Source organism: Myxococcus virescens (genome assembly GCF_900101905.1).
GTDB classification, from domain to species: domain Bacteria; phylum Myxococcota; class Myxococcia; order Myxococcales; family Myxococcaceae; genus Myxococcus; species Myxococcus virescens.
Genome location: NZ_FNAJ01000023.1, coordinates 1 through 20,764 on the forward strand (window position 1 = coordinate 1; position 20,764 = coordinate 20,764).

A 20,764-nucleotide genomic window follows, 5' to 3' on the forward strand; every position below is an offset into this window, starting at 1 on the left:
GTTATCCCGAGCACTCAGGCAGATTATCCACGTGTTACGCACCCGTGCGCCGCTCTACTAAGGGTTGCCCCTATTCGCGCTCGACTTGCATGTGTTAGGCACGCCGCCAGCGTTCGTTCTGAGCCAGGATCAAACTCTCCAATTGAATTTTTGAAGATTTGAACCGGCGTCAGTCTCAGGCCCGGCTAAGGAACCTGAAACTCGCTGATTCGTTACAGTGCTGCCGGCTGCGCTTCGCAGCGCGACCTGGCTGGCACCGTCTTAAGAAATTGACTGCGGTTTCCGCAATCTAGCTTCTTCTTGGGCTTGCTATTTGGTTTTCAAAGAGCGAGTCGCTTGTCTCGCCAGCGACTTTTTGCTACCGTCTTCTTCGTTGCTGCCTCGCCGTCTTTTCGTCCGGCGGGGCGTCAGCTTCTATTCAGTTCGGCGTCTTTTATCAAGCTGCTTTTTTCGCCGTCCTGCTGGCTTCCGGAGTCTTCAGCGCCGCCCAGTGGCTTCCGCTGCTTTCTTCCGGAGGGGCGCGGCTTCTACCACTGCCGCGTCTCCTGTCAACCTACTGCGTTGACCGCCGTATTCCATATTTTCGCACTGACTCGCTCGAAGTACCTTCCGCGCCAGTGCGCGGGCTTCTTTGCGAGGGGCGCGGCTTCTATCACCGCCGCGCTTCCTGTCAACCACTGGAGCGTCTCACTCCTGCCTGCTCCCCTACCACCCGCCCGTTGGCCTACTGCACCTTTCGGTCGACCGCTCATCGAGCTTTTTCAAACGCTCCGAACCCGGCGAGCACCCTCATTCACGAGGAACTCGGACCAGGTCCGCGGTCTTATCTGAATGCCATTCAGAGAACCCAAACACTCACACACCTGATTCCGCTCCCGATGGAGACGGGACATGTGAGTAACCGCCACCCGACGGACGCCTGTGTGACGCCCGCGCAACGCGGCGAGGTGTGGCCGCTTATCCACCAAGAGATCGGACTGCGCAAGAAGTTTGATTCTGAGCACTTCCGCCGCGGTGGTCAGCCGCCGATTCCCAGGCCCAGCTTCGACACGTCCACACGCTCGCGCCGGCAACGTTCGGCCACCACCACCGAGCGCAGGTCACTGAACGCACGCTCGAAGTCGTCATTCACGACCACGTAGTCGTAGGAAGCGATCCCCCGCTCGATCTCGGAGCGAGCCGCCAGCATCCGGCGCCGGATGGTCTCATCGGAGTCCGTCTGACGATCCCTCAGGCGGCGCTCCAACTCTTCCATGGACGGTGGCAGCACGAAGATGGTCACTGCATCCGGGTGCTTGCGCTTGATGGCCTGCCCGCCCTGCACGTCGATGTCGAAGATGGCAGCGCTCTTGCGGGCGCGCGCCTCATCCACCACCGACTGGGGGCTTCCATAGAAGTGGCCATAGACCTCCGCCCACTCCACAAACTCGCCGCGCTCGATCTTCGACTGGAAGGTCGCGACGTCGACGAAGTTGTAATCGACCCCCTCGCGCTCCTTCCCCCGAGGCCTTCGGGTGGTGACGCTGATGGAGAACACCGCATCCGGCGTCTCCTTGAGGAGCCGGTGCGCGAGGGTGGTCTTCCCCGCCCCGGAAGGAGCGGAGAGCACGAGCAACAAGCCAGGTGGGAGCACGGTATTCGCGTTCATTCGACGTTCTGCACCTGTTCGCGGATGCGCTCGACCTCGGCCTTCATCGCCACCACGCGTACGGAAATCTCGGCGTGCTGGCTCTTGGAGCCGGTCGTGTTCACCTCGCGGTGCATCTCCTGCACGAGGAAATCCATTCGGCGGCCAGCGGGCTCGTTGCTGGCCATGAGAGCCCGGAACTGCTCCAGGTGGCTCGACAGGCGGGTAACCTCCTCGGCGATGTCCGTGCGCTCGGCGAAGAGCGCCACTTCCTGGGCCAGCCGCTGCGGGTCCACCGCGACGCCGCTCGCGAGCTCGGCAATCCGGTCGGTGAGCCGCTGCTGGTACTCCTGCACCGCCTTCGGAGCGAGCTGGGCCACCTCCTTGCTCCACCCTTCCAGCAGCTTCACCCGGGCATCCAGGTCGGCGTAGATGGCCTCGCCCTCGACCTGGCGCATCTTCTCCAGCGCCGTGAGCGCCTGGTCCAGCGCCGCCTGGAGCGCCTGGGAGGCGGAGTCCAGCTCCACGCCCTTCTCTTCCAGACGCACCACGCCGGGCTGGTTCGCCACCTGCGACCAGGCGACGTCTCCCGGCAGGCCCAGCTCGCTGGCCAGCTCCCGGAACGCGCGCACGTACTCCCGCGCCAATCCGAGGTCCACGGTGGGGACCGTTCCCGAGGCGGTGGGGGCCTGCCGCTTCACCAGCAGCTCCACCGAGCCTCGGGCAAGCCGGTCCTTCACCTGCTTGGACACCAGTGGTTCCTGGGACGACAGCTCCCGGGGAAGGCGAACCTTCACTTCACAGAACTTGTGGTTGAGCGAGCGCAGCTCCACGGAGACTTCTTCGTCCCCCACGCGCGCGCGGCCCGCGCCAAACCCCGTCATGCTCTTCAACATTGGGCGGTTGCTAGGGGCTTTCGGGGCCGAGGTCAAGCCGCGCGCTTGCACCGCCCCCAGTTCTGTGTAGGGTCCCGCCGCGAGATGTCCTGGCACAAGCGGCTCGAATTATGGGCGAAGCTGGCACTGGCGCTCGTGGCGTCCGCCCTGCTGTGGCGCCCGGGCCGCCGGCGGCGTCCTGGCACCCCACTTCCTGGTCCTCGCAAGGTGCTGCTCGTGCGGCCCGACAACCGCGTGGGCGAGGCGCTCCTCACCACGCCGTTGATGCGGACCCTCAAGGCGCACCTCCCATCCGCGCCCGAGGTCCACGTTCTGGTGCACGCGAAGGTCGCTCGAGTCCTGAACGGCCACCCGGACGCGGACGTCATCATTCCCTTCGACCGGCGCAGAATCTGGATGGGCCCCCTGGCACCCGGCATCGCCGCGCTGCGACGTGCCCGGTATGACGTCGTGGTCGACTGCGCCAACTGGGAGTCGCCCTCCGTCACGAGCGCGCTCGTGTCCCGGCTCGCGGGCCCCGAGGCCGTCGTCATCGGTCCAGACCTCTGGCCGGTGTCCCGCCTGCACTCCCTGCCCGTCCCCGCTCGCACGGACACGCGGAACGAAGCCGTTCAACGCACGCACCTGTTGACCCCGCTCACGAACGGCGCAGTGGCGCGTGGTTTGTCCTTCCGCGAGCCCTCCGTGGGCCCCACCATCCGCGCCTATCTGGACGCCCTGGCCGGGAAGCCCTTCGCGGTCATCAACCCCGGTGGGCGGTTGGGACCTCGGCGGATTCCACCCGCGGCCTTCGCCGCCGCGGCTCGGGCACTGGTGGCGCTGGGGCGTACCCCCATCGTCACCTGGGGTCCCGGGGAAGAAGCGTTGGCACGAGGGGTGGTGGAGGCAGCCCCTGGCGCCGAGCTCGCGCCCGCGAGCAACCTGGACGAACTGGCCGCCCTGATGCGCGCGGCCGGCTTCACCCTCTGCAACAACACGGGGCCCATGCACCTGTCCGTCGCGGTGGGTGCCCCCACGCTGGCCTTCTTCCTGCGGATGGACATGGAGCGCTGGGGCCATGCGTACGCCCCCCACCGCATGGTGGACCTCACCCCTCTGGTCGATGGTGCAGGCGGTCAGGGCTTGGAGGAGCGGGCCGCCGAAGAGGTCCGGGCGTTCGCGGCGAACCTCTCCTCCTGAGGCTTCACGTCCCGGACACAGGAGGCTCCGCCACCGCGTGTTCGGGGGCCAGCCTGGGGACTCCCGCTTCCACGGGCCAGCTCAGGCGGCACGGCGCGCAGGTGACCCGGCTTTGAGCCTCCTGCGCCTGAAGGGGGGCCTTGCAGTGAGGGCAGCCCAGGACGGCCCACACCTCTTCTGCAATGAATGCCACCGGCTACCCCGCCCCCTCACGGCCCAGCCGCCGGGCCAGGTCCGTGGTGCTGTGGTCCTTCGGGTCTCCTGAGACGGCTGTCCGCCCACCATAGGCGCGAACCTCGTCGGCCTCGGGGATGCTGTCCGGGGTGTAGTCCGTGCCCTTCACGTGCACGTCCGGCTTCAACGCCCGGATGATGACGCGAACGTTGGACTCGTCGAAGACGATGACCCGGTCCGTGCAGGCCAGCGCCGCGACGAGCTCCGCCCGCTCGCCCTCGGGGATGTAGGGCCGGCCGGGGCCCTTGTAGGCCCGGGTGGAAGCGTCCGAGTTCACCGCCACCACGAGGACATCCGCCAGGGCCCGCGCCCCTTCCAGGTACCGGACATGCCCGACGTGCAGCAGGTCGAAGACGCCATTGGCCAGCGCCACCGTGCGCCCTTCAGCCCGCCAGCGCTCACGCTCCTCCGCCACCTTCGCGAGCGATTGGATTTTCTCGAGGGTGCTCATCTCGCGCTCCGAAGCTCTTCGAGCAGTTCATCGCGAGACACCGTCGCGGTGCCCGGCTTCTGCACCACCAACGAGCCCGCCACGTTCGCCAGCCGCGCCGCATCGCCGAGCGAGGCCTTCGCGGCGAGCGCCAGGGCAAACGTCGCAATCACGGTGTCTCCCGCGCCCGTCACATCCACCGCCGCCTTCGCGCCATGGACGGGGATGAGGTCCACGCCCCCGTCCGCATCGAAGAGTGCCATGCCATGGCGGCCTCGCGTCACCAGGAGCGCGCGGCACGCCAGTCGCTTCAACGCGGCGTGCCCCGCCTCCAGCATGTCCTCCTGGGTCCGCACGGGCCGCCCCGCGAGCGCCTCCAGCTCCGGCTCGTTGGGCTTGCAGACCGTGAGCCCCGAGAAAGATGACAGGGCATAGCGGCTGTCCACACACACGGGCATGCCGTCCGCGGCCAGGCGACGCAGCACATCGCGCACCTCGTCCCCCAGCACACCCGCGCCGTAGTCGGACACCACCACCGCGTCCGCGTCCTGGGCGGAGGCTTCGACCTGCCGCGCCAGCGCCTTGCGCATCTTCGGGGGGAGCGCGCCTCGCTGGCCTCGGTCCAACCGCAACATCTGCTGCCGCGTGGTGCTCACCCCACCGGCCAGGATGCGCGTCTTCGTCTCCGTCTCGACGCCGCGGCCGCTCACCGCGTCCAGTTGGATGCCGGACTCGGCACAGAGGCGGCGCAGCTCCTTGCCCATCTCGTCCTGCCCCAGCGCGCCGACCGCGGAGACCTGACCGGACAGGGCTCGCACGTTGGCCGCCACGTTGGCGCCTCCTCCGAGCTTCACCTCCGCGGACTCGTAGCGGACGATGAGCACGGGCGCCTCCCGGCTCACCCGGTCCGTCTGTCCATAGATGTAGTGGTCAGCAACGAGGTCGCCCACCAGCAACACCTTGCGGCGGGCAAACGCGTGCGGCAGGCGGGCGAGCGACGGCATCGAACGAACGGGCGAGACTGCGGCCATGGCGGCGGTTTGTCCCACAGGCGCCCCCACCTCACAAGCCGCGCGGTGCATCCTCCAGCCCGAGCGCCCGCCGCAGATGGGACTCGCCCTCCAGAACCTCGACCCCCAGGCGGACCACCCAGGCCTCGAAGCCCTGAGGCAGACGCACTGCGTCCTTTTCCGTCGTCACCACCCGGGCCCCCTGCCGCGCCGCTCGCGTCTGGACGTCGCGCAGCTCGTCCGCGGTGAAGCGGTGGTGGTCCGGAAACAACGCGGCGTCGCGCACGTCCGTCCCGAGCGACTGCAGGGTCTTCAGGAATCCCCCCGGCCGGGCAAGGCCCGCAAGCGCGAACACGGGCTGTCCCGTGAGCGCCGTCACGGGATGAAGGTTGCCCTCCGGGTCCACCCAGGCCGTGGGCCGATAGCGAGTCCTCACCCTGGGAATCTCCGGGCTCGAGGGCAACCACCCGCCGAGCGTGTCGGAGAAACGCTCCGACCGCGCTTCTGTCGGCACCAGCTGATGCGTGGTGGATGCGGGCGTGCGCGTGTCCTCGGGCCTCGTGACCGGGAGCAGAGCAGCATCCGAAGCCGTGGCGGGTGTCCTCAGCCAGAAAAGCGTCGCGCGGCGGAGTGACGAAGGGGGCTCGCGCAGCGGCCCCCGGGGAAGCATGTGGCCGTTGCCCAGCCCCACCGACTCATCCACGACCACGAAGTCCTCGTCTCGCGCGAGGCGGCGGTGCTGGAACCCATCGTCCAGCAGCACCGTGTCCAGGCTGAACTCGTCCCGCGCACGGTAGGCACTCGCGACTCGGTCCGAGCCCACGAAGAGCCGGACCTGGGGACAGCGACGCGCCAGCAGGAGCGGCTCATCGCCCGCGAGCTCCGACGAAGGAAGCGGCTCCGTCCCGATGAAGGTCAGCTGCTCACGCGAGGCGCGGCCATAACCGCGCGTCAGGATGCCCACCTTCCGGCCCGCTTGGACCAACTGCTCCGCCAGATGGAGCACCGCGGGCGTCTTGCCCGTGCCCCCCACGTTGACGTTGCCCACGGAGATGACCTTGAGCCCCTCCACCCGCTCCGCGCGCAGCAGTCCCGCGTCGAAGAGCGCTCCCCGCACATGCACCGCGGCCGCGTACGTCCACGACAGCAACGTGAGCGGCGACAGCAGGGCGCGGCGGCCCCAGGGCTCCGGCGATGGCGGGTAGAACACCCGCTCGATGGCGGTGGGGGCATCCGGGGACGTCACGGGGTGCGCCTCGCTCGCGCGTAGAGCGCGAGGACCTCCGCGGCAATCTGCTCGTTCGTCGGGTGCCGCACGGGCGCCCGCTGGTCGGACAGCGCCGCGGCGACCACGGCGTCCGGCGTCGGTCTCTCCACCCGCACGTCCGCCAGGTCCGGCAAGGCGCCTTCATCCACCGCCACCACGCGGACGCCACACGCACGGGCCTGGGCCGCCGCGCGGGCGCTCCAGTCATTGCCCAGGCCGAGCAGCCAGACCTCATCCAGCGCTCGCAGCCACCGCGCGAAGGCGTCCCCCTGTTGGTAGCCCGCGAACGTCACGGCATCCGCCAGTCCCAGGTCCTGGACCTGTCTGCGCGTCTGCTCCAGCAGGCCGCCGTCCCCCACGAACACCAAACGCGCCTCGGGCCGCTGCTTCCGATACAGGGCAAAGGCGTCCACCCCCACCGCGTGACGGCGTGAAGGCTGGAACGTGGAGACCATTCCGATGACGGGGGTGCCATCGAGCCCGAGCGCTGCTCGCAGCGACCGTGCGTCCGGCGCCGGCTGGAACCGGGCGTCCACCAGGGCTGGCAGCACCTGGGCCGTCGCGCCCTTCTCCAACAGGCGGGGGAGCAGTGCGCTCGCGGGGACCGTGTAGGCGTCCGCGGCCGGGAGCGAGGAGCGCAATGAGCGCGGGGCGTGCAGCGAGCGCACCAGGATGGCGCCTGAAGGCCGTCCCCACCTGGCCAGCAGGTGGTCATGACTGAAGTGCGAGTGCACCACGTCCACCGTCCGCGCCTTCAAGCGGCGCAGGTCGCGCCACATCCGCCACGGCGGGGACTTCACGGACAGCTCCAAGCCCCCTTCGTCCAGAAGACCGAGCTCCTCGAAGCGCGGAGCCGCGGGCTCCTCGGCCAGCACCTCCTTGCGCCGGCGGTCCACCGCCACCGTGACGTCGTGTCCCGCGGCGCGCTGCGCCTGGGCCAGGAGCGCCACGTTCTCGGCCGGGCCGCTGTAGAAGGGACTCGCGAGCAGGTGGAGGATTCGCATCCGGTCAGCGCTCCACGGTCGCCCGGTACACGTCGGCCAGGGCTCGCGCCTCGTGCTCCACGCCACACCGACGCCGGGCCTCCTCTGCCGCGTTCTGGCCTATCTGCCTGGCGCGCTCGGGCTCTCGCATCAGCATGTCCAGCAGCTCGCGCAGTCCCTGGACGTCTCCGGGTTCGAAGAAGAAGCCCGTGCGGCCGTGCTCGATGAGCGTGTCCAGGTACGGCAGCTTCGAGGCCACCACGCAGCAGCCCGAGGCCATGGCCTCCACGTGCACCAGCGAATAGCCCTCCGCATACGAGGGGTGCACCAGGATGCTCAGCCCCTGATACCAGGGCTCGATGACGGACTGCTCGCCGGGCAACGCGATGCGGTCCTCGATGCCCGCCATCTGCTGATTCAGCCAATCCAGGTCCGGCCCCTTCGCGAGCCCGACCAGCACGGGTTGCCAGTCGGGGTGCGTGGGCAGGAGCGGGCGGATGGCCTGCACGAAGTCCCCCTGCCCCTTCTCCTTCCGGATGCGTCCGATGACGCCGATGCCGTAACGCCCGCCCAGGCCGAGCTTGCGCCACGCCGCGTCCCGGTCCTCGGGCGGGTGGAAGCGCGTCAGGTCGATGCCGTGAGAGACGACCGTGGACGGCAGCGCGATGACGTCCGCGACCTGCTTCGTCAACGAGACGAGCGCATCCGCGCCCCTCGCGATGAAGCGGGTGAAGCCGCTGGGCGTCATCGAGGTGTGCCGGGTGAAGACGAGGCGGACCTCTCGGCCCAGCAGCTTCAGCAGCATGCCCACCAGGAGCTCGTTGTTCCGGTGCGCATGCCACACCACGGGCTCGCGGCGCAGCCGACGGAGCAGCTCCGGCCAGGTGATTCTGGGCAGCCCCTCACTCAAGCCCGAGCCGATGACGCGCGTCTCCGAACCTGAATCCCGGACGAGCGCGGGTACCACCGTCTCCACGTGGCGCGTCACGCCCGTGTAGCGGTGGTGGAAATGCGGATGGACGATGAGCGTCATCGCGGGTCCGGCCTCCCGTGCGGAAACAACGTCGTCATCGCCTCCGCGTTCCTTTCACTGGCGCCCGAAATCCGGCCCACCGTCTCCAGCGCCTGGGCGCCCAGGTTCGCGAGCCGCTCCGGTGACTCGAGCAGCGACACGAGCGCCTGCTCCAAGGCCGCGGCGTCCTGAACCTGGAGCCCACCCTGCCCCGTCAGCAACGCCACGCTGTCCCGGAAGTTGTCCATGTGCGGTCCGTAGAGCACCGGCTTCCCCTGCCCCGCGGGCTCCAGGATGTTCTGCCCGCCGCGCGTCGTGAACGAGCCACCGACGAACACCACCGTCGCCAGCCGGTAGGCCTTCGACAGCTCGCCGATGGTGTCCAGCACCACGACCTGCCCTCGCTCCGGATTGCCCTGCGAGCGCAGCCCCACGCTCAGTCCCGCCTCGCGCGCGAGCGTCACGATTCGCGCCGCCCGGTCCACGTACCTGGGGGCAATCACCAACCGAAGGTCCGGCCACCGCTCGCGCAGTCGCGCGTACACCCCCAGGAGCTGGGCTTCCTCGCCCTCATGGGTGCTTCCGGCAATCCAGACCCGCTCGCCCGGCGTCAGGCCCAGCGCCGTGCGAAGGTTCTCGTCCTCGGGTACCGGGCCCGCGGCGAGCGCATCGAACTTCGTGTTCCCCGTCACCTTCACCCAGTCCGGCCTGGCCCCGAGCTGCCGCGCACGGACGGCTTCGTCCTCCTCGCGCATGAGGAGGAGGTCCAAATCCCGCAGCGGGTTGCCGATGAGGCGGAACAGCGTCTGGTACTTCCCGACGTTCGCGGGCGAAAAGCGCCCGTTCGTCATCACCACTCGCGCCCCACCCCGCTTCGCCGCGCGGATGAGGTTGGGCCAGATTTCGGTGTACTCCAGCACCAGTACGTCCGGGCGGATGGCCCGGACCGCTCGCCGCGTCGCGCCCCAGAGGTCGTAGGGCACGTAGATGACCCCGTCGATGTCGTTGGCCAGCCGGCCCTTCGCCATCGCGTAGCCGCTGTCCGTCATGGTCGACAGCAACAGGCGGCAGCCCGGAAAACGAGCCCGCAGCGGGCCGAACATCGGCGAGAGGGCCAGCAGGTCCCCGGCGCTCGCGCCATGCAGCCAGAGGATGGGCCCGTCCCCGGGAGGCAGGTGGCTGTTCGGGCCATAGAAGCCCAAGCGCTCCATCAGCCCATGGCGCGTCTTCCGGTGCAGTGCGAGCACCGGGAACAGGACTGCGAAGAGCAGGTAGGTGGCGAGGACGTAGAGAACGCGCATGGGCGGCTGGTCGCGCCGTCTATCAGATGCCCGGCCCCGGGGGCAGCACGCGCACGGGGCTGGGCACCAACCAGGGCCGCCATTCCGTCCCGAAGAAGCGCCCGGGCGCCCGCACCCACACTTCCACCTGCGCCACCCCCGGCTCGGTCAGCTCGACGGACCGGCCGTCCGCCCCCAGGCGGGCGCTTCCCCACACCCGCACCTGCACCGACTCCGCGTCGGGATGCCCCGGGAGCCGGACCTTCAGCGTGTCGCCCACATGCGCTTCACGCCGCACACCGTCCAGGCCCTCCAATGCGAAGCCCCCAGGCTCCCCCAGCGCGCGGAAGGCACACAGGGACTGACCACCGCCCAGGGCCCGGCTGACCTGCTCCGCCGCTTCCTTCGCGTCCGGGGGCAACGGGAAGGGCACCTGCTCCGGTGGCAGGTACATGGCCAGGGATTCGAATACGGCTCGGTACGGCGGCAGGCCGTGTGCGTCATGTGCGCAGAACGCCACGCGCGGCCGCTCACTCGACAACGCCAGGAAGCGGGCCGTGGGCTCCGGCTCCGGCACGACGAGCAACATCACGCCATGCATCGGGTTGGTCAGCGAGGCCCCCACCGCGGGCGCCAGGCGGCTCACCGGATTGCTCACCGCGTGCCGGAAGAAGGTGTCCGCCGAGTACAGCTCGAAGCCGGGGACCGCCTTCGCGCTCGCCTCGTCCTTCCAGGGGTTCCGCATCTGGACGGGGTGGGCCAGCACCGCCGTGCCTCCCGCCGCCGCTACGGCGCGCACCGCGTCGCCCGGCGGCATCCACGCGCGCATGCCCTCCAGCGGGCGCGACATGCCGAACGCCACGAGGTGCCCATCCGACGTCGAAATCTCCACGCCGGGCACCAACAGCACGCCCTGGACGTAAGCGGGCGCTCGGAGCGCGAAGTCGTTGTGGTCGGTGAGCACCACGAAGTCCAGGCCCGCCGCCTTCGCCGCCGCCGCCACCGCTTCCGGCGTGCCTCGCCCATCCGAACGCGTGGTGTGGACGTGGAAGGCCCCTCTCGCCCACCGGGGTGCATCGTCCTTCGGGAGCACCACGGGGTACCGCGCCATGGACGCCGAGAGCGCGAAGAAGCCCACGTACGCCAGGACCAGCAGCACCAACCCCAGGACGGCCCGGAGCCCCTTCCCCACCGCTACCCTCAATCCGCTCACGCCGCGCCTCGCTCCGAGGAGCCCTCCGTCTGCATCCTCCACAGCGCCGCATACCGCCCGCCTCGCTGGAGCAACTCCGCGTGCGAGCCACTCTCGACGACGCGCCCCGCCTCCATCACGTTGAGGACGTCCGCGTTCACCACCGTGGACAGCCGGTGCGCAATCACCAGCGCCGTGCGGCCCGGAAGGACCGCCGCCAGCGCCGCCTGCACTTCGCGCTCGCTCTCCGGGTCGAGGCTGCTGGTCGCTTCGTCCAGCACCAGCACGGGGGCCTGCGCCAGCACCGCGCGGGCGATGCACAACCGCTGCCGCTGGCCTCCACTGAGCGACACGCCCCGCTCGCCGATGCGCGTGTCATAGCCTTCGGGCAGTGCCCGGATGAAGCCATCCGCGTGCGCCACCTTCGCCGCGGCCTCCACCTCTTCCCGCGTGGCGTCCGGCCTCGCGTAGCGCAGGTTGTCCAGCACCGTGCCGTGGAACAGCAGCGGCTCCTGCGTCACCAGCGCGAACTGGGCCCGGACACTCGTGGCCGTGTACCGGTCCGCATCCACCCCATCCAGGAGGAGCTGGCCCTTCTGTGGCCGCTCGAAGCGCAGCAGCAGCGATGTCACCGTGCTCTTGCCTCCGCCGCTGCCCCCCACCAGTGCCGTCACCTGCCCCGCCTTCAGCTCCAGCGTCAGGCCGTCCAGCGCGGGCCGGTCTCCATAGGCGAAGCGCACGCCCTCGAACTGGATGCTCCGCGACAGGGTGGGCGCGGGCACCGCGTCCGGCGCGTCCTCCACCGGGTGCTTCATGTCGAGCAGCGCGAAGAGCCGCTCACCCGCCGCGCCCGCCTGCACCGCGAACTGCGTCACCCGGCCCAGGTCCTTCACCGGCTGGTACACCAGGATGACCGCCGTCAGCAGCGAGAGCAGCGCCTCCGGCTCCATCAGCCGCGCGCTCGCCGCATACGCCAGTGCGCCCGCCAAGGCCGCCGCGGCCAGCACCTCCATCAGCCCCGGCACCGCGCCGCGCGCCCACGCCGCGCTCACCACCGCCTTCTCGTGCGCCTTCGCGAAGGCGGAGAAGCGAGCCAGCTCCGCCGCCTGCCCGTTGAAGGCCTGGATGGTGCGCAGACCGCCCAGCCCTTCGTGGAGCTGCCCCGCCAGGTTGCCGAGCTGCGTCTGACCTTCCCGCGTGCGCTTGAGCACCTTGCGCGTCAGCTTCGAGGCTGGCAGCGCCGCCAGCGGAATCACCAGCAACATGAGGCCGCCCAGCATCGGGCTCATCGCCAGTGCCACGCTCGCCAGGATGATGACCTGGAGGCTGTCGCGCAGGTACGAGCCCACCGTGTACATGGCCGCCGCTTCCACGGCGCTGACGTCCGAGGAGAAGCGGCTGAGCAGGTCGCCCATCCGCTCACGCGCGAGCTGGGCGGGCGACAGCGCGGTGAGGCGCTGGAACAGGTCGCGCCGCAGGTCCTTCACCACGCGCTGCGCGAACAGGCCCATGAAGTAGAACTGCGCCAGGTACCCCACGCCCTTCGCCGCGCCGACGATGACCATCACCAGCGGGAAGCCCCACAGGGCCGCCTCGCGGGGCAGGTCCGCCAGCCAGGGCACGCGCTGCGCGCTGGCGAAGCCTTCTTCACCGCCCGACAGCAGGAAGCGCAGCGCCGGGCCCGTGAGGTACGCATACGCGCCTGTCGTCAGCCCCACCGCCGCCATGCCGACGAAGGCCAGCAGGAGCACACCGAAATGCGGGCGCGCATAGCGCAGCAGCCGCCAGAGAACCGTCTGCATCGCTAGCGTCCCACCTTGCGCAACGCCGCCTTCGCGAGCTGGGAGTACGGGTTGTACTCCAGCACCCGCTGCAGCTTCTTCCGCGCCAGGGGCGCGTCTCCCAGGTCCATGTCGATGATGGCCGAGATGATGTGCAACCGCTCCACGTACGGGCCCAGCGACAGCGCCTTCTTCAGCACCTGCTGCGCCTTCTGCGCCCGCACCACCGGCGCCCCCGTGGGCATCCGGTACGTGGCCCAGGCGAGGAAGGGGTAGTACTCCGGCTCGTCCGGATTGAGCGACACCGCTTCCTCGAAGGCCTTCGCCGCCAGCGGGAAGTCGCGGCGCTTCAGGGCGGACTCGCCCCGGCGCAGCGCGATTTCCGCATCCACGACCACCGCCGTGTTCCGCCCCACGTCCATCCGGCTGAAGAGGTACTGGAGGTAGGCCTTGCGCTTCTCCTCCACGCTCAGCACCCGGTACGACGCGGACAGCCGGTCCTGCACCGACTCCAGCAGGTCCTTCAGGTCGGAGATGTCGAACTCGGCGTAGGTGTCCGGGTGAAAGCGCATCGCCGTCTCGTGATAGGCGCGCTCCACCGCCTCCGCGTCCGCCGCGATGTCCAGCCCCAGCCCTCCGAAGTAGCTGCGGGTGATGATGCGCAGCGCTTCCTCACGCAGCGAGGCCGCCGTCTCGGGCGGCAGCGCCTTGCGCTTGCGCGGCGCGATCCGGTCCGGCAGCACCGCCGCGGACAGCACGTCCGTGCCCGTGGCCACGGGCGTCGGGGAGAACGTCACCCCACCCGTCAGCTTCAAGAACCACAGCAGCGAGTACGCCATGCGCAGCTCGCCACGCCCGTGCGCCAGCAGGTCCTTCAGCGCGATGCGGCCGTTGACCTGCATGGCGATCTTCAGGTCGTCCGTGTCCAGCCCCATGGCCTGCAGGTCGCGCCCGAACTCCTGTGAGCGCACCGGGTAGTCACCCATGTGCGCCCGCAGCGCGGCCGCCATCACCTTCATGGTGAAGCAGCGGCGCGCGCCATCCAGCACCGGCGCCAGCGGCGGAACCTCCACCGACGCGACCTCCGACGTGAATTCGTCTCCCGCGTAGAAGGCGTAGCGGCCCTCGCGCATCCCCAGCACCCGCTCCACCCCGTCCCGGTTGTAGTCGCGCAAGAGCTGCAGCAGTTCCTCGCCCGCCGCCTCCACGCCCGCATCCGCGAGCGCCGCGCCGATGCGCAGACCGGAGTCCAGCGCCTCCGTCACCCGCTGCGCCTGCTGCGGGTTGAGCACGTTCCGGGCAAGCAGGTAGCCCGGCAGCGAGTCCGCTTTCGCCGTGGAGTCATAGCTCACGGACCCGCCGCGCAAGAAGTACACGCGCCGGCTCAAGCCCCGGTGCGCCACCACGAGCACACCATCCCGGCGCAGCCGATAGATGGAGTGGAACAGCGCCGGCAGGGGGTGGCCCTTCAGCTCGCCTGAATTGACGGCGGGCCGGGACAACGTGGCCGCCAGCCCGGTGAGTTGCACCGCCTGCGCCGCGCGGACCAGAGACTCCAGCCGGGGCACCAGCTCGCCCGGCTTGAGCGGGTCCGAGACATAGGCGTTCACCTTGAGGTCCAGCACCGAACTCACGCCCCGCGCGCGCCCCAGGTGGCCCTTGTCGATGGCGACAATGGGCACCCTGCCGCCCTGTCCGTGGCCTCGGATGAGATGCACCACGTGTGCGCCTTCCACGCGCGGAAGGTCCACCGACAGCACCACCACGTCCGGGTTGTCCGCCGCGAAGTGCTCCAGCGCCGTCACCGGATCGTTCACCGCGCGAACGGTGTACCCAGCCTGGGAGAGCAGGCCTTTGAGGTGCTCGAGCGTGGGGGGATGGCTCTCGGCGAGCAGAAGCGTCTTCAAGGGGGCCGCAGTCTACACCTTCACCCGCGCCCGCATCAGGTACGATGCGCGACTCTCACATGACGAATCCACCCCGCATCCTCGTCGTCGCCGGCGAGGCGTCAGGCGATACCCACGCCGCCGAGCTCGTCGCCGCCCTCCGGGCCCGCCGCCCCGACCTCACCTTCTTTGGCATGGGCGGTGCCCGCCTGGCCGCCCAGGGAGTGGAGCTGCTCTTCGACGCCCGGGAGGTGTCCGTCATGGGCATCACCGAGGTCCTGCCCCGGATTCCCCGCATCCTTCAAATCCTGAAGGGCCTGGCCGAGGCCGCCGCCGAGCGCAAACCGGACGTCGCCATCCTGGTGGACATCCCTGACTTCAACCTGCGCCTGGCCAAGAAGCTCAAGGCGCTGGGGGTCCCCGTCGCCTACTACGTGTCGCCCATGATCTGGGCCTGGCGCCGGGGTCGGGTGCGCACCATCAAACGGTTGGTGGACCGGATGCTCTGCATCCTCCCGTTCGAGGAGGACTTCTACCGGGAGGCCGGCGTCAGCGCCCGCTACGTCGGCAGCCCGGTGGTGGAGCAGGTTCCCTCGCCGGATACGGCCACGGCCTTCCGCGAGCGGCTGGGGTTGGCGAAGGACGCCCCCACGCTCGCGCTGCTGCCCGGCAGCCGGATGGGCGAAATCCGCCGTCTCCTTCCCGACATGGTGGAGGCGGCGAAACGCCTCTCCGCCGAGCGGCCCGGACTCCAGGTCGTCGTCCCCCTGGCGCCCACCATCGACCGGGAGGAGATCACGTCCCGCTTTGAAGGCAGTGGCGTGACGCCCATCCTGGTGGAGGGCCGGGCACCCGAGGTCGTGGGCGCCAGTGACGCCGCGGTGGTGGCCTCCGGTACCGCCGTCCTGGAAGCCGGGCTGATGCAGCGCCCCCTGGTGGTCGTCTACCGGGTGTCCCTCATCACGTACTGGGTGGGCCGGCTGATGCTGAAGGTGGCATTCGTGTCCCTCATCAACCTGCTGGCGGGCCGACGCGTCGTCCCCGAGCTGCTCCAGGGGGAGATGACGCCCGAGCGCATCGCCGAGGAGGTCCGCCGCGTCTGGATACCCGGTGCTCCCCGGGAGGAGATGCTCCAGGGGTTGGCGGAGATGCGCGGCCGGCTGGGCGAGACGGGCGCGGCCACCCGGGCGGCGGAGTCCGTACTGGAGCTGCTGCCCCCGGGCCGCGTTTAGGGTATGTCGGCCGGGCCATGAACCCAGCCCTGGTCTGCATCCCCACGTACAACGAGCGGGAAAACATCGAGGCCATTGTCCAGGCGGTGCTGGAGGCCGCCCCCCGGGTCGACATCCTCATCGTGGATGACAATTCGCCCGATGGCACGGGGCAGCTCGCGGATGGGCTCGCCGCGCGGGACCCGCGCGTGCGCGTCCTCCACCGCGAGAAGAAGGAGGGCCTGGGCCGCGCCTACCTCGCCGCGTTCCGTTGGGCCCTGGCCGAGCAGTACACGTACATCCTGGAGATGGACGCCGACTTCAGCCACGACCCGCGCTACCTGCCCGGCATCCTGGATGCGGCCGAGGCTGGCGCGGACCTGGTGCTCGGCTCGCGCTACGTCACGGGCGGCGGCACGGTGAACTGGGGCGTGGGGCGGCAGCTCATCAGCCGCGGTGGCAGCCTCTACGCACGGTCGATTCTGGGCGTGGGCATCCAGGACCTCACCGGCGGCTTCAAGTGCTTCCACCGCCGGGTGCTGGAGGCCATCGACCTGGATTCGGTGAAGAGCACCGGTTACGCGTTTCAAATCGAGCTGACCTACCGCACGCTGCGCAAGGGCTTCACCGTGCGCGAGGTGCCCATCGTCTTCGAGGACCGGCGCGTGGGTCACTCCAAGATGAGCAAGAAAATCTTCGCCGAGGCTCTCACCATGGTGTGGAAGCTGCGGCTCACGGTGTAAGTCCAGGCTGTCATGCCGGAATACGCGTCACTGTTCCTCGTCTCGCTGTCGGCCATCTTCTTCGTGGTGGACCCCATTGGCGTCGTCCCGCTGTTCCTGGCGATGACGGCCGGGGACTCGCAGGAGAAGGTGCGCCGCACCGCCATGCGCGCCTGCCTGGTGGCCTGTGGGATGATGCTGTTCTTCGCCCTCTTCGGCGGCGTCATCTTCAAGGTGTTCGGCGTGTCGCTGGGCGCCTTCCGGGTGGCCGGCGGCATCCTGCTGCTCATCACCGCGTTGGACATGCTTCGCGCCCGCCCGGCGGAGACGCGCACCACGCCGTCCGAGGAACAGGAAGGCGTGGTGAAGGAGGACGTGGCCATCGTCCCCCTCGCCATTCCGCTGCTGGCGGGCCCGGGCGCCATCGCCACCGCCATGGTGCTGATGGCCAAGGGCGACACGCTCGTCTCCGCCATCCCCGTGCTGGCCGCCGTCGTGCTGACATTCGTCGCCAGCTACTTCATCCTCCGCGCCTCCGGGCTCATCCAGCGCGTACTGCGCCAGTCCGGCGTGGCCATCGTCGAGCGGGTGATGGGACTCATCCTGGCCGCCATCGCAGTGCAGTTCATCGCGGACGGCGGCAAGGAGCTGTTCAAGTAGGTCCGGGGATGGCCACCCAGTCCGGGCCCCTGCGCTTCAGCAGGCCCTGCGGCTTGCCCTCGAGTGACAGCTCGTCGTGGCTGGCGCGGCGCGCGTCGTACGCGTAGCCGCCCTGGACCTCCTGCAGGTACACCACCACCGCGTCGAGCACGTTCTCCTGCACCACCTTGAAGGTGGCGTCGCCGCAGCTGGGCGCGTCACCGGAGAAGAAGCGCTCCAGCATCGCCTCCTCCGGACGGCGCACGTACACCACCACCGGCGCGGGCTCATCGCGACCGGCCGCGACGACTTCGCGGACGACCTGGGACGGCACCGGCTCCCGCAGCAGCCGGTGCACGAGCTCACACTTCTCCGCCTCCACGCCCTGACGCTCCGCGAGACGCGCCTGATGCGCGCATCCCGTGCTCCCCAGCACCCCCAGCCCGAGCAACGCCCATGCCTTCTGGTGGAATCGGTCCATGCGTCCTTTCCTCTCCCTCGATGACTGCGCTACAGCTTCCGCCACCGCGGAGGGCGAGGCGCGTGCTGAAGCACCGGATCCTCCACTGCGATGATGTATTCCGCGCGGCGGTTGCCCGCCTCCGCTGTCTCGTCGGGCGTCGCGACGGCCGGGGCCTCTTCTCCCAGCCCTTCGTAGTACACGGGCACCCGCAGGCCCTTCTTCCGGAAATAGGCCGCCAGGCTCTTCGCCCGCCGCACCGACAGGTCCAGGTTCTCCGCCGCGGCCCCCACGGTGTCCGTGTGGCCCATCACGTAGAGCCGCAGCGACGCGAAGCGACCGTACTTCGTCAGCGCGTCCACGATGAGGGCGTGGCTCTTGTCCAGCTTGCCCCGCTCCGCCGCCGGAATGTCCGCGCGGCCCGAGGCGAAGTTCACCTCCTCGTGCGGAATGTCCACCTGCCACGGATACAGGTCGACGCCCGTGTAGAACTCCGCCGTGTCGAACGCACGGAGGGAGATCTTCATCACCCGCCCCTCCGCCGCCGGCCACGTCAGCTCCAGGGGCGTCCCTCCCGCCTCCCCCTTGAATGGCACCTCGCCCTCGAAGGCCTTCTTCCCCGTGTCCATCAACACCGTCAGCTCCGCGCGCTTCGCGGGCCGGGACAGGACGAAGCGCAGCCGGCGCGCGGCCACGTCCACGTCCTCCTTGCGCACGTCCAGCTTCAGCGTGCCGTAGAGCTCCGTGTCGAAAGACAACGGCATCACGCCGGATTCCGCATCCGGGAAGCGCACCGTGAGCGCTCCCTCGTAGCGGAAGCGGCCTTCCGGCTGATTCAGCTCGATGCGACGCGTGAGGCCCGGACTCCCGCCTCCCTTCACCTCCACGTCCTGGCCGTCACTGCGCTTCAGCTTCACCTCGAAGCCCGCGATGGGCTCCTCGATGTGGACCAGCAGCGCCGGGAGCTTCTCCCCCAGCACGGCGCGCCCCTCCAGGGAGACTCGAACGGCGTCCGCGAGCACCGGCATCGGCGAAGACAGGACAAAGGCGAGGAGCAGCAGGCGGGCGTTCATGGCGCGGTGTAGGCCTCTGGCGTCACGTGCCGCGACCATCCGCGGCAGGTGTGGGTCGAATCCTCCGCGAGGGTAGGACGAGGTGGCGTGCAGGGAAACGCTCCCCGTGGGGGACGTTGGAGGTGCAACGGTATTCAGTCGCCCCCCGTCGCAGGGGAGCCCGGACAGGGGAACGAGGCCCTGCTGGTCGCAGTCCGTCCCACACCTGAACGGGGAGGCCCCGCTCCGTCACCCGCCGTCGGGCTCAGGGCACGCCGACGATGGTGATGCCCTTGGACTCGGCGCCCGCGAAGAGGGCCGGGGCGTCCAGTATCACCGTGCGCCCCACCTCGAGCGCCAGCACGCGCGCGCCGACCTCCTGCATGACTTCCAGCGTGTGAGGGCCGACGGCCGGCAGGTCGAAGCGGAGGTCCTGCTGCGGCTTGCAGCGCTTCACCACCACGGCGCCTGAATTACCCCCCAGCCTGCCGCCCCGGAGAATGGCCTCGTCCGTGCCCTCCACCGCCTCCAGCGCCAGGACGTGGCCGTTGTGCACCACCACCGTCTGGCCCACGTCCGCCTGGCCCAGCAGGATGGCGACTTCGCGGCCCAGGGCCACGTCCTTCTCCTGAGCCGGGTGCAGCCGAGGCCCGGCGAGGTGGCCCTCCGGACACAGCACCTCCCCCAGGAAGTCCGTGGGGGCGATGATGGTGACGCCTCGCGACTCGAAGTCCGAGGCCACCGCGCGCAGCAACGCATCATCCCGGAAGCTCCGCAGCCGGGCGATGATGCGCACCGCGCCCAGGTCCGGCCGGGCTTCCGCCAGCGCCCGCACGCGGCCGATGCCGCCCGCCATGGCGGCCTGCTTCACGCCCGCTTCCCGGAGGGCCTTCTGGATGCGGTCCACCTGCCCGACGCGCACCCACGTCAGCCGGTCCACCTCCGCGGCCAACGCCGGGTCGGTCTCTCCCCGGTGCGCCACGGCCACGACTTCCAGGCCCTTCTTCCTCGCGGCGCGCGCGAAGAGAAAGGGCAGCCGGCCGTTGCCCGCGATGAGGCCAATCCGATCCACCGCCGATGCCCCTCCGTCGCTCACGGCGTCAGCGCGTGAGGCCGCGCTTGCTCTGCTGGATGAATTGGATGAGGTGGTCCACCTCGGAGTGGCCCGCCAGCTCCGCGCGCAGCCGCACCATGGCCTCCTGGAGCGTCAGCTTCGAGCGGAACAGGATGCGGTGCGCTTCCTTCACCCGCTCGATCTGCTCCTTGGAGAAGCCGCTGCGCTCCAGGCCCACCGTGTTGAGGCCCACCAGCTCCGCCCGGTCTCCCTGGGCGGTGGCATACGGCGGGATGTCCATGGTCACCATGGCGCCGCCGGAGATGAAGGCGTGCTTGCCCAGGCGGGTGAACTGATGCACCGCCGCAAGGCCGCTGATGATGACGTGGTCCTCCATCGTCACGTGGCCCGCGAGCGCGGAGCCATTGCCGATGCGGCAGCCATTGCCCACCACGCAGTCATGCGCGACGTGACAGTTGGCCATGAAGAGGTTGCCACTGCCAACGCGGGTCGCGCCGCCACCACCGGCGGTCCCCTTGTGCAGCGACACGAACTCGCGAATCTGGTTGTCGTCGCCGAGCACCAGCTCCGTGTCCTCGCCCGCGTACTTGAGGTCTTGCGGGTCGGCGCCAACGGAGGCGAACTGGAAGATGCGATTGCGCTCGCCCAGCGTCGTGCGGCCCTCGATGACGACGTGAGGCCCCACGCGGGAGCCCGCACCGATCGTCACCTGGGGACCGATGATGGAATAGGGGCCGACCTCGACGGTTTCGTGAAGGCGGGCGTCGGGATGAACCACCGCGGTGGGATGAACCTGAGCCATGAAGTCTCCTCGTGCTCGCGGGGCGC

Annotated in this window: 19 protein-coding genes and 1 rRNA gene; 4 read left to right on the forward strand and 16 right to left on the reverse strand. The window is 69.7% G+C overall.

The window, feature by feature from the left end; all coding sequences use genetic code 11:
* The 3 genes from BLU09_RS34850 to BLU09_RS34860 all read right to left on the reverse strand — a co-directional run.
* Window positions 1–145, reverse strand: a 16S ribosomal RNA gene (locus BLU09_RS34850); the annotation flags it as partial.
* An 873-nt stretch (window positions 146–1,018) separates the two neighbouring features.
* Window positions 1,019–1,648 carry a guanylate kinase gene (gene gmk, locus BLU09_RS34855; RefSeq protein ID WP_011554692.1) on the reverse strand — a complete coding sequence of 210 codons (630 nt, stop codon included), beginning with the start codon at window positions 1,646–1,648 and terminating at the stop codon, window positions 1,019–1,021.
* Complete coding sequence (locus BLU09_RS34860; RefSeq protein ID WP_090495453.1) at window positions 1,645–2,523, reverse strand: YicC/YloC family endoribonuclease; 879 nt, start codon at window positions 2,521–2,523, stop codon at window positions 1,645–1,647. Before BLU09_RS34860 ends, gmk begins: the two co-directional genes overlap by 4 nt.
* 84 nt (window positions 2,524–2,607) lie before the next feature.
* Here BLU09_RS34860 and BLU09_RS34865 point away from each other — a divergent pair, with 84 nt between their 5' ends.
* Window positions 2,608–3,702 (forward strand): glycosyltransferase family 9 protein, encoded by a 1,095-nt coding sequence (locus BLU09_RS34865; RefSeq protein WP_090495456.1) that lies wholly within the window; start codon window positions 2,608–2,610, stop codon window positions 3,700–3,702.
* 196 nt (window positions 3,703–3,898) lie between these two features.
* Here the strand turns inward: BLU09_RS34865 and BLU09_RS34875 are convergent, their stop codons facing one another.
* The 9 genes from BLU09_RS34875 to BLU09_RS34915 are packed head-to-tail and all read right to left on the reverse strand — an operon-like array spanning window position 3,899 to window position 14,798.
* Complete coding sequence (locus BLU09_RS34875; RefSeq protein ID WP_090495461.1) at window positions 3,899–4,387, reverse strand: adenylyltransferase/cytidyltransferase family protein; 489 nt, start codon at window positions 4,385–4,387, stop codon at window positions 3,899–3,901.
* A complete protein-coding gene (locus tag BLU09_RS34880; protein WP_244172297.1) occupies window positions 4,384–5,397 on the reverse strand; it encodes a bifunctional heptose 7-phosphate kinase/heptose 1-phosphate adenyltransferase in 1,014 nt (337 codons plus the stop codon). Before BLU09_RS34880 ends, BLU09_RS34875 begins: the two co-directional genes overlap by 4 nt.
* A gap of 31 nt (window positions 5,398–5,428) precedes the next feature.
* Window positions 5,429–6,622: a tetraacyldisaccharide 4'-kinase gene (lpxK, locus tag BLU09_RS34885; protein ID WP_090495464.1), complete on the reverse strand. Its 1,194-nt coding sequence runs from the start codon at window positions 6,620–6,622 to the stop codon at window positions 5,429–5,431.
* Window positions 6,619–7,647 carry a glycosyltransferase gene (locus BLU09_RS34890; RefSeq protein ID WP_090495467.1) on the reverse strand — a complete coding sequence of 343 codons (1,029 nt, stop codon included), beginning with the start codon at window positions 7,645–7,647 and terminating at the stop codon, window positions 6,619–6,621. The genes lpxK and BLU09_RS34890 overlap by 4 nt, the downstream gene beginning before the upstream one ends.
* Window positions 7,648–7,651: 4 nt before the next feature.
* Complete coding sequence (locus tag BLU09_RS34895; RefSeq protein WP_090495469.1) at window positions 7,652–8,659, reverse strand: glycosyltransferase family 4 protein; 1,008 nt, start codon at window positions 8,657–8,659, stop codon at window positions 7,652–7,654.
* Window positions 8,656–9,939: a 3-deoxy-D-manno-octulosonic acid transferase gene (locus BLU09_RS34900; protein ID WP_090495471.1), complete on the reverse strand. Its 1,284-nt coding sequence runs from the start codon at window positions 9,937–9,939 to the stop codon at window positions 8,656–8,658. Before BLU09_RS34900 ends, BLU09_RS34895 begins: the two co-directional genes overlap by 4 nt.
* A 22-nt stretch (window positions 9,940–9,961) precedes the next feature.
* Window positions 9,962–11,110: a PHP domain-containing protein gene (locus BLU09_RS34905; RefSeq protein ID WP_090495474.1), complete on the reverse strand. Its 1,149-nt coding sequence runs from the start codon at window positions 11,108–11,110 to the stop codon at window positions 9,962–9,964.
* Window positions 11,111–11,127: 17 nt separating this feature from the next.
* The gene (locus BLU09_RS34910) at window positions 11,128–12,912 is read right to left on the reverse strand and encodes an ABC transporter ATP-binding protein (protein ID WP_090495476.1); all 1,785 of its coding nucleotides are present in this window, start codon (window positions 12,910–12,912) and stop codon (window positions 11,128–11,130) included.
* Between the two features lie 2 nt (window positions 12,913–12,914).
* Window positions 12,915–14,798: a DUF4388 domain-containing protein gene (locus BLU09_RS34915; protein ID WP_090495479.1), complete on the reverse strand. Its 1,884-nt coding sequence runs from the start codon at window positions 14,796–14,798 to the stop codon at window positions 12,915–12,917.
* Between the two features lie 59 nt (window positions 14,799–14,857).
* On the opposite strand from BLU09_RS34915, the gene lpxB reads away from it, so the two are divergent.
* Genes lpxB through BLU09_RS34930 form a run of 3 tightly spaced genes read left to right on the forward strand, consistent with a single transcriptional unit; the run spans window position 14,858 to window position 17,370 of the window.
* Entirely contained in the window at window positions 14,858–16,009 is a 1,152-nt protein-coding gene (gene lpxB, locus BLU09_RS34920; protein ID WP_090495482.1) for a lipid-A-disaccharide synthase, read from the forward strand.
* Window positions 16,010–16,026: 17 nt separating this feature from the next.
* Window positions 16,027–16,731 carry a polyprenol monophosphomannose synthase gene (locus BLU09_RS34925; protein ID WP_090495484.1) on the forward strand — a complete coding sequence of 235 codons (705 nt, stop codon included), beginning with the start codon at window positions 16,027–16,029 and terminating at the stop codon, window positions 16,729–16,731.
* A gap of 12 nt (window positions 16,732–16,743) precedes the next feature.
* Entirely contained in the window at window positions 16,744–17,370 is a 627-nt protein-coding gene (locus BLU09_RS34930) for a MarC family protein (protein ID WP_011554707.1), read from the forward strand.
* On the opposite strand, the gene BLU09_RS34935 is transcribed toward BLU09_RS34930, so the two are convergent.
* The 4 genes from BLU09_RS34935 to lpxA all read right to left on the reverse strand — a co-directional run bounded on the left by BLU09_RS34935 (window position 17,363) and on the right by lpxA (window position 20,738).
* A complete protein-coding gene (locus tag BLU09_RS34935; protein ID WP_090495485.1) occupies window positions 17,363–17,830 on the reverse strand; it encodes a hypothetical protein in 468 nt (155 codons plus the stop codon). The genes BLU09_RS34930 and BLU09_RS34935 overlap by 8 nt on opposite strands.
* 29 nt (window positions 17,831–17,859) lie before the next feature.
* Window positions 17,860–18,882, reverse strand: coding sequence for an OmpA family protein (locus BLU09_RS34940; RefSeq protein WP_228558539.1), 1,023 nt, complete (start codon window positions 18,880–18,882; stop codon window positions 17,860–17,862).
* A 244-nt stretch (window positions 18,883–19,126) separates the two neighbouring features.
* Window positions 19,127–19,933: an LpxI family protein gene (locus tag BLU09_RS34945; RefSeq protein WP_090495487.1), complete on the reverse strand. Its 807-nt coding sequence runs from the start codon at window positions 19,931–19,933 to the stop codon at window positions 19,127–19,129.
* A gap of 28 nt (window positions 19,934–19,961) precedes the next feature.
* Window positions 19,962–20,738 (reverse strand): acyl-ACP--UDP-N-acetylglucosamine O-acyltransferase, encoded by a 777-nt coding sequence (gene lpxA / locus BLU09_RS34950; RefSeq protein ID WP_011554711.1) that lies wholly within the window; start codon window positions 20,736–20,738, stop codon window positions 19,962–19,964.
* Window positions 20,739–20,764 lie beyond the last annotated feature (26 nt).